Below are 7844 nucleotides of genomic sequence, written 5' to 3'. Positions count from 1 at the left end.
CTACGACTCAACCCAGCAGCGCAACAACGCGCTGACGGGCTGGCTCCACTTCTACAATCACCACCGCGCCCACTCCGCCATCGGAGGCAAGCCACCAGTCACACGGCTGACCAACGTCCCCTGACATCGCACCTAGCCCGCCTTTCCTCGCCTCGTGCTGCCCAGCGTGCGCCAGGACGCACGGTGGGCAGCACGAGGCGAGAGGTGGTCAGCCCCGACGGCGCCCGCGGATCGTCTCGAGCGGGCGGCGCGGGAGCTTCGGCAGCTGCGAGGCGCGACCGTGCAGCGCGAGCAGCAGCGTGGCGACCATCGTGTCCTGCTCGGGCGTGCGGTCGAAGGTCGTGAGGTTCAGCGGTGCCTTGAACCGCTGCCGGGTGACCGCCTTGGCGAAGGTGAACTCCCGCAGCCCGTCCGGGCCGTGGATCCGGCCGAAGCCGGAGTCCCCGACCCCGCCGAACGGCAGCGTCGGCACGCCGGCGAACGAGATCACCGAGTTGATCGAGGTCATCCCCGTGCGCAGCCGCCGCGCCAGGTCGTCGCCGCGCTTGGCGGTGAAGATCGCCGACCCGAGGCCGTACTTGCCGGCGTTGGTCAGCTCGACCGCCTCGTCCATGTCGCGCACCCTGCGCACCGTGACCGTCGGCCCGAAGGTCTCCTCGGTCACCGCCTCGCTGTCCTCGGGCACCTCGACGAGCACGGTCGGCTGCACGAACCGGTCCCCCACCGCCTCGTTGCCACCGACCACGGCCCGCCCGCCGCGGGCGAGCGCGTCGGCGACGTGGCGGCGTACGACGTCGAGCTGGCCGGGCATCGTCATCGGCCCGATCTTGGCGTCGACGTCGACCCCGGCGTGCACGGTCCGCGCCTTCGCGGCCAGCAGGTCGACGAACCGGTCGTGCACCCGCTCGTGGACGTAGACCCGCTCGACCCCGGCGCAGGTCTGTCCGGCGTTGGCGAAGGCGCCCCAGGCGGCCGCGTCCGCGGCGGCGTCGAGGTCGGCGTCCTCGTCGACGAGCAGCGCGTCCTTGCCGCCGGCCTCGATGACCACCGGGGTCAGTGTCTCGGCGCAGGTCGCCATCACCCGCTTGCCGGTCGCGGTCGAGCCGGTGAACGCGATCTTGTCGACCCCGGCCCGGCACAGCGCGGCACCGGTCTCGCCGTACCCCGTCACGACCTGCAGCAGGTCGTGGTCGCCGACGACCTCGCGGAGGCTGTCGGCCAGCCAGGTGCCGACCCCGGGGGTGAGCTCGCTGGGCTTGAAGACCACGGTGTTGCCGGCGGCGAGCGCGTAGGCGATCGAGCCCATCGGCGTGAAGACGGGGTAGTTCCAGGGGCCGATGACGCCGACGACGCCGAGCGGGAGGTACTCCACCGACGCGGCCTGGTTGGCCAGCAGCAGCCCCGGCGAGACGCGCTTGCGGCCGAGGACCTTCGCGGCGTGCGACCCGGCCCAGGCCAGGTGGTCGATGGCGAGCGCGCACTCGAGCTGGGCGTCGCCGTGCGGCTTGCCGGTCTCCTGGTGGACGACGTCGCACAGCTGCGCCAGGCGCCGCGTGATGACGCCACGCCACTGGGTGAGCACCTCCTGGCGCCCGTCGAAGCCGAGCCCGGCCCACCAGTCCGCCGTCGCCCGGGCGCGCTCGACCGCGGCGTGCACGTCGGCCTCGCCGTGCACCGGGTGGGTCCCGACCACGTCGCCGGTGGCGGGGTTGATCGACTCGAACGTCTTAACTGAAGCAGTGGCCGGGTCGGTCGTGGGGTCGGCCGCGGGGTCCGGCGTCGTCTGGTCGCTCGTCCGGGTCGTCATCTCAGTGGGCCTTTCCACGCAGGAGGTCGGCGGCGCGCTCGCCGATCATGATCGTCGGGGCGTTGGTGTTGCCGCGCGTGACCATCGGCATGACGCTGGCGTCGGCGACACGCAGGCCGTCCACGCCGCGCACGCGCAGCTCGGGGTCGACGACTGCGCGCTCGTCGTCACCCATCGCGCAGGTGCCGACGGGGTGGTAGAGCGTCTGCGTGTAGGCGCGCAGGTGCTCGACGATCTGCACGTCGGTCGGGTCGTCGCCCCAGGCCTCCATCGTCGGCAGCCCGGGGCCGGCGACGAGCTCGGCGAGCGGACCGGTCGCCACCGTCTCGAGCATCCGCCGCACGCCGGCGGTCATCGCGTCGAGGTCCGCCTGGTCGTCGAAGTAGCCGGGGTCGATCTCGGGGTGCCAGCGCGGGTCTGTCGACCGCAGCCGCAGCGTGCCGCGGCTGGCGACGTGCACCAGCGTCGGCGCGACGGTCACCCGCCGCGCGGTCGCCTCGTGCAGCCCATTGTCGTAGAAGCCGGTCGGCGCCACGTGCACCTGCAGGTCCGGGGCGGCCAGGTCGTCGCGGCTGCGCCAGAAGCCGCCGCCCTCGCCCACGTTGGACGTCAGCGGACCGGTGCCCGTGGCCTTGGCCCGCGCGAACTGGACCAGGTTGTTGTGGTCCATCAGGTCGGTCGTGCCGCGCGTGCGGAAGACGAGCGGCACCGCCGGGTGGTCGTGCAGGTTCTGCCCGACGGCCGGCAGGTCGACCACCACGTCGACCCCGACCTCGCGCAGGTGCGCACCGGGCCCGATGCCGGAGAGCATGAGGAGCTGCGGGGAGTTGATCGCGCCGCCCGCGAGCACGACCTCCGCGTCGACGTACGCCGTGCGGGTGGCGCCGCCGTGCTGGTAGGCGACGCCCACGGCGCGGCCGCCCTCGACGACGACCCGCTCGGCCAGCGCCCCGGTGCGGGTCGTCAGGTTGGGGCGGTCGGCCGCCGGCTCGAGGTAGGCCTTGGCGGTCGACCAGCGGCGGCCCTTGCGGCAGGTCACCTGGTAGAGCCCGGCGCCCTCCTGCTCGGCCCCGTTGAAGTCGTCGGTCGGCTTGAAGCCGGCCGCCACGGCCGACTCGACCCAGGCGGTCGTGAGCGGGTGGGTGTAGCGGCGGTCCTCGACGTGCAGCGGGCCGTCCTGCCCGTGGAAGGGCCCGCCGATCCGGGTGTTGCCCTCGGCGCGGACGAAGTACGGCAGCACGTCGTCGTACCCCCACCCGGTCGCGCCGTGCGCCTCGCGCCAGGTGTCGTAGTCCGCGCGGTTGCCGCGGATGTAGATCATCGCGTTCATCGACGAGCAGCCGCCGAGTGCCTTCATCCGCGGCCAGTAGGCGCGACGGCTCTCGAGCTGCTTCTGCTCGGTGGTCTGGTAGTTCCAGTCCCACCGGGTCTTGAACAGGTTGGCGAAGGCCGCCGGGATGGCGACCTCGTCGGCGTCGGCCGGGCCGCCCGCCTCGAGCAGCAGCACCGAGACAGCAGGGTCCCCGGTCAGCCGGGCGGCCACGACGGCGCCGGCGCTGCCGGCTCCGACCACCACGTAGGTGAAGACTTCCCGGTCGGCCACGACGTCCTCCTCGACTCGGCCGTCCGCGGCGGGACGCCGGGACGGGTGCGAGGAACACTAGGTCGGGTGACCCCGATCACCAAGGGGTGTCCACCGCGGCCGCCCGCCCGCCTAGATCCGGGGCGCCCCCGGGGTCCTCGAGAGCGCTCGTGAGGTCGGGGATCCCGCGCCCGGACGGCGGGGTAGTCCGTGACGTCCGGCAGGCGGATCGAGCGGAATGACCTGCGGAACGTCACGGACTACCCCGCCACAGCCCGCCAGGCTGTGGACAACGGCCGACGGGCTGGGTCGATCAGGGCGAGATCAGAGCTGGTCGTCGTCGACGACGTGGACGGCTGCCTCCTCGGCGCCGGCGCCGGCCCCGTCGATGCCGACGTCCTCGGCGACGAGGTCCTTCTCGACATCGGTGTGGGCGCCCTCGTCGGGCTCGACGAGGCGGCCCGCGCGGGCGTCGCCGGTCTGGGCGCCCTGGCGGATGTCGTCGTTGAGCTCGCCGCGCTCGGCCTCGACCTCGGCCTGCTCGTACGGGTCGGGCTCGGGGACCTCCTGCTCGAGACGCTGGTCGAAGGTCTCGCCCATCGCCTCCTCGAGCGGGGTGTTGCCGTAGCCCTGCGCGACGGAGTACTTCTCCGGCGGGCTGTAGCCCTCGTCGAGGGGCTCGCCGATGTCGGAGTTCTCCTGCACCAGGCTGTCGCCCGAGCTCTGCGGCTGGGTCTCGTCGTCGACGCTGTAGCCGTGGTAGCTCTCGTTGTCGCTGGCGTCCTCGGTGACGTCGACCGAGGGGTCGGTGCCGGTGGCTGCGTTGTCGGCTGCGGGGTCATTCTGGCTCATGCGGCACCGGTACCCGACTGCTCGCGCGCTATCGGGCCGCGCAGGTCACGTCGGGAGCCCGACGCGGCCGGACAGAACGAGGCGGCTCCGAGCCCGGTCAGCCGTGGGCGTCGTCGAATGCGAGCTGGGCGGTCACGCGCACCGTGCCGTCGTCGAGGTCGACGCCCCACCGCTCGCACACGTGGTCGACGATGGTCAGGCCACGCCCGCGCGGCGCGAAGCTGTCGGCCTCCCGCGGCTCGAACCGCTCCAGCACCGACGGCCCGAGCGCCGGGTCGACGTCGCCGGCGACCGTGACCCGCACCCCCGCGGGGAAGAGGCACCAGGTCGCCTCCACGTGGCCGCACCCGTGGGGCGACCCGTGCTCGACCGCGTTGCTCGCGAGCTCGGAGAAGACCAGCACGGCGTCCTCGATCGAGCGTCGGTCGTGACCGGCGAGCTCCATGTCGGCGACCAGCGCCCGCCGGGCGTCCGCCACGGCGGTGAGGTCGTGCCACAGGTGCACCCGGGTGCAAGGATCCTCGTCGACGGCCGCCATGGCCCCCCGGTGAGCCGCCGCAGCGTCGCCCAAACGGGCGACGGCCCGGGGCTCACCCGGCCGGATGTCCTCAGGTGTCCTGCTCGCCGCGCCACCGCAGGTAGAAGACCGTCACGAACGCGACCGCCAACGGCCCCAGCGCGAGCAGCAGCACCAGGAACCCCTCAGCGCCGTGCAGGGCACCCATGTGCTCGACGACCGGGGCGCTCGGCCCCCTCACGCCGGGACCTTCGGGCCCCGGGCGGCGCCGAGCCCGGGCTGGGTCGTCCGCGCGAACCGCTGCACGCCCCACCCCAGACCCAGCAGGAGCGCCAGCGAGCAGAGCAGGACGACCGAGCCGGCGGCGAGCCACAACCACCCGGGTACGTCGTCGGACAGCTCGCGCTGCAGCAGCAGCTTCTCCTCGTCGAACGGTCGCGTGCCATCCTCGACCGGGATCTCGGGCTCGTCCAGCGCGGCGTCCTCCGGCAGGAAGACCGGCATCGCGGACAGCTGGCGGCCGTCGTGCAGGCGCACCATCGTCTTCCAGGTGCCGTCCGCGGGGACGGCCCGGGTGGTGGCCCACACCCCGTCGCCCCGCTCCTCGAGGTGGTCGACGACCAGCCCCTCGGTGCCGGCGCCGCCCTGCCAACCCGTGACGGTCAGCCAGGCCGGCCCACCGTCGGGCTCCTCGTCCAGGGTGACCTCGAGCTCGACCTCGCCGCCGCCGGCCTCGGAGACCGCGACCGTGCCGCGGAGGTCGTCGGGGTGGGTCGCGACCACACCGTTGGCCGCGCAGGCCGCGATCACGCCGAGGGCCAGGCCGAAGAGGAGCCGCGGCCGGAGCGTGTCGGGCAGGTCCCGCCGCAGGCCGAGCACCAGCAGCGCGCCGAGCAGGCCCGCGGCCACCCCGGCCACGGTCGCCATCGCGACACCCTCCACCACGACGTCCGAGGTCCACGGGAGCCGGAAGGCCACCTGCGTCCACGCGTGCTCCGCGGCGTACCCGACGGTGCCGATGAGCGCACCGCTCGCCACACCCATGGCGATCGGGCGACGGGCCAGGCGGAGCGCGACCAGCTCCACGAGCAGCGCCTCGGCCAGGTAGAGCGGCACCGCCGCCCACAGCTCGCCGAGCACCGGCCCGACGACCACGCTGACGCCGCCGCGCACGAGCAGGTAGAAGAGCACGGCGGCGATCGCCGCCCCGCGCCCGATCCAGAGCCGGGCGACCACGAGGCTGAACGCCGCGGCCACGGCGATGAGGAACGGCTGCAGCACGAGGCGGAACTGCGGGACGCCGAAGTCGAACTCCGCCTGGAAGACGCTCATCCCGATGAGCAGGCCGCCGACCAGGCAGGCCTTGAGCACGTACGTCGCCACCGCGCTCGTCCGCCGACCGGTGCGCTCGGTGGCGACCCGGCCTTCCTCGAGCAGCACCGCCATCGCGACGAGCGAGAGCCCGGCGCCGCCGATGAGCATGAGGTGGGTCGGGCCCCAGAGCGTGACGTCCTGGCCGAAGATGCGGTGCCACACGTCGTCGAGGGGGAAGCCGAGCAACGCGTAGGTGCCGGCGCCGGTCAGCAGCACGCCTCCCGCCGGCGCGTGCCAGCCGGGGGCGAGCTTCACGCCGGACGGCCCGACCTCGTCCTCGCGCGGCAGGGCACAGGCCAGCACGCCGGCGGCGGAGATGCCGAAGAGCCCGAAGAGGATCGGGTAGTGCGCCGGGTTGGCCAGCGGCCCCTCGTCGCGGCCCAGCCCGATGTGCAGGGAGATGTCCCAGTACATGCCGAGCAGCGCGGTGATCAGCGAGACCATCGCGACCATCAGCGGCACCTGGGCCCAGGGGGCGAGGCTGCCGAACGCACGCGACCGGTCCATCCGGCCCATCAGCCGGGTCAGGGCGGGGAGCCGGCCGGAGCGGTGGGCGAGCACGACCACCCCGAGCGCGATCGTCATGAGCAGGGCGAGGCCCGAGGCGAGGGCCACCTCGTCGAGCGCGGCGGCGCCGGCCGGGCGGTCCTCGACGGCCGAGGGCGCGGCGGAGAGCGCCGCGGGCAGGACCAGAGAAGGGAGCATGGATCTATGTAACATCGTTCGGTGCAACCGTGGCAACGGCTAGCATCGCAGCGTGGTCGAGCACACGTCCCCCGAGTCCGAGGACGGCTCCCCCGGAGCTCTCGGCTCGACCGGCTCGACCGGGCCCTCGGGGCTCTTCGTCGTGGAGGAGCTCGCCCGGCGTACGGGCGTCTCCGTGCGGTCGCTGCGCAGCTACCAGTCGCGCAAGCTGCTGCCTCCGCCGGAGCTGCACGGACGCACCGGCTACTACGGCGCCGAGCACGTCGAGCGGGTGCGCCTGGTGCAGCAGCTGCGCGCCGCGGGCCTCAAGCTCGACGGCATCGCCCGGATGCTCGACACCGACACCACTGCCGACGGGCAGCTCCTCGCGTTCACCGAGCAGGCGCGAGGGATCTTCCCCCCGCCCGAGGTCGAGCTGACGACGCTGGCCGACCTCGTCGACCGGTTCCGGCTCGCGGGCACCGACGCGGGGCCGGTCCTGGAGACCGCGCTGCGCCTGGGACTGGTGCGCGAGGCACCCGACGGCTCCGATGGCGAACCGCGCGTCGAGGTCGTCGCGCCCGCGCTGCTCGCCGCCGGCGAGGAGGCGATGCGGCTGCTGGCCCTGGACGCCGCCGGGGCGCTCGACCTGCTCGAGCGGCTCCGCCGCCATGCCGACGGCGTGGCCAAGCTGTACGTCGGCCTCTTCGTCGACCGCGTCTGGCAGCCGTTCGTGGACGCCGGGAAGCCGGCCGTCGCGTGGCCGGACGTGGAGCAGGCGCTCGACGACCTGCGTCAGCTCGCGACGCGCGCCCTGCAGGCCACCTTCGACCTCGCGATGGCGGACCGGGCCGACCGCGTGCTCGGGGGCTTCGACGGCCGTCGCTAGCGCGGCCAGGAAAGTCGCGGGAAATGCGAAGCGGGGCCATACCCGAAGGTATGGCCCCGCTTGCTAATGGTATGTCCGGCGGCGTCCTACTCTCCCACAACCTCGCGGTTGCAGTACCATCGGCGCTGAAAGGCTTAAC

At 73.6% G+C, this 7844-nt stretch carries 8 protein-coding genes; 2 read left to right on the top strand and 6 right to left on the bottom strand.

From position 1 onward, the window contains the following. Positions 1-124: integrase core domain-containing protein (locus QWY29_RS19670; protein WP_300962932.1), on the top strand; the 124-nt coding region annotated here is incomplete at its 5' end. A gap of 84 nt (positions 125-208) precedes the next feature. On the opposite strand, the gene QWY29_RS19665 is transcribed toward QWY29_RS19670, so the two are convergent. The 6 genes from QWY29_RS19665 to QWY29_RS19640 form a co-directional block, all read right to left on the bottom strand. After that, positions 209-1807: an aldehyde dehydrogenase family protein gene (locus tag QWY29_RS19665; RefSeq protein ID WP_300962930.1), complete on the bottom strand. Its 1599-nt coding sequence runs from the start codon at positions 1805-1807 to the stop codon at positions 209-211. Position 1808: 1 nt separating this feature from the next. After that, positions 1809-3410 (bottom strand): GMC family oxidoreductase, encoded by a 1602-nt coding sequence (locus tag QWY29_RS19660; protein ID WP_300962929.1) that lies wholly within the window; start codon positions 3408-3410, stop codon positions 1809-1811. A 303-nt stretch (positions 3411-3713) separates the two neighbouring features. Beyond that, on the bottom strand, positions 3714-4241 hold the full coding sequence (locus QWY29_RS19655; protein ID WP_300962928.1) for a DUF5709 domain-containing protein: 528 nt from the start codon (positions 4239-4241) through the stop codon (positions 3714-3716). A gap of 97 nt (positions 4242-4338) precedes the next feature. Beyond that, on the bottom strand, positions 4339-4779 hold the full coding sequence (locus QWY29_RS19650) for an ATP-binding protein (RefSeq protein ID WP_300962927.1): 441 nt from the start codon (positions 4777-4779) through the stop codon (positions 4339-4341). 70 nt (positions 4780-4849) lie between these two features. Then, positions 4850-4999, bottom strand: coding sequence for a hypothetical protein (locus QWY29_RS19645; RefSeq protein ID WP_300962925.1), 150 nt, complete (start codon positions 4997-4999; stop codon positions 4850-4852). Continuing rightward, a complete protein-coding gene (locus tag QWY29_RS19640; protein WP_300962923.1) occupies positions 4996-6837 on the bottom strand; it encodes a hypothetical protein in 1842 nt (613 codons plus the stop codon). Before QWY29_RS19640 ends, QWY29_RS19645 begins: the two co-directional genes overlap by 4 nt. 52 nt (positions 6838-6889) lie before the next feature. On the opposite strand from QWY29_RS19640, the gene QWY29_RS19635 reads away from it, so the two are divergent. Next, entirely contained in the window at positions 6890-7705 is an 816-nt protein-coding gene (locus QWY29_RS19635; RefSeq protein WP_300962921.1) for a MerR family transcriptional regulator, read from the top strand. The last annotated feature ends 139 nt before the right edge of the window (positions 7706-7844 follow it).

Source organism: Nocardioides abyssi, from assembly GCF_030412915.1.
GTDB classification, from domain to species: Bacteria; Actinomycetota; Actinomycetes; order Propionibacteriales; family Nocardioidaceae; genus Nocardioides; species Nocardioides abyssi.
The sequence above is the reverse complement of the archived record's forward strand: the minus strand, read 5'-3'. Positions and strand labels throughout refer to the sequence as shown.

What these genes read in the sequence shown, in the direction of transcription:
- QWY29_RS19665 (WP_300962930.1), bottom strand. Translation starts at nt 1,807, where the DNA reads ATGACGACCCGGACGAGCGACCAGACGACGCCGGACCCCGCGGCCGAC.
- QWY29_RS19655 (WP_300962928.1), bottom strand. Translation starts at nt 4,241, where the DNA reads ATGAGCCAGAATGACCCCGCAGCCGACAACGCAGCCACCGGCACCGAC.
- QWY29_RS19650 (WP_300962927.1), bottom strand. Translation starts at nt 4,779, where the DNA reads ATGGCGGCCGTCGACGAGGATCCTTGCACCCGGGTGCACCTGTGGCAC.
- QWY29_RS19640 (WP_300962923.1), bottom strand. Translation starts at nt 6,837, where the DNA reads ATGCTCCCTTCTCTGGTCCTGCCCGCGGCGCTCTCCGCCGCGCCCTCG.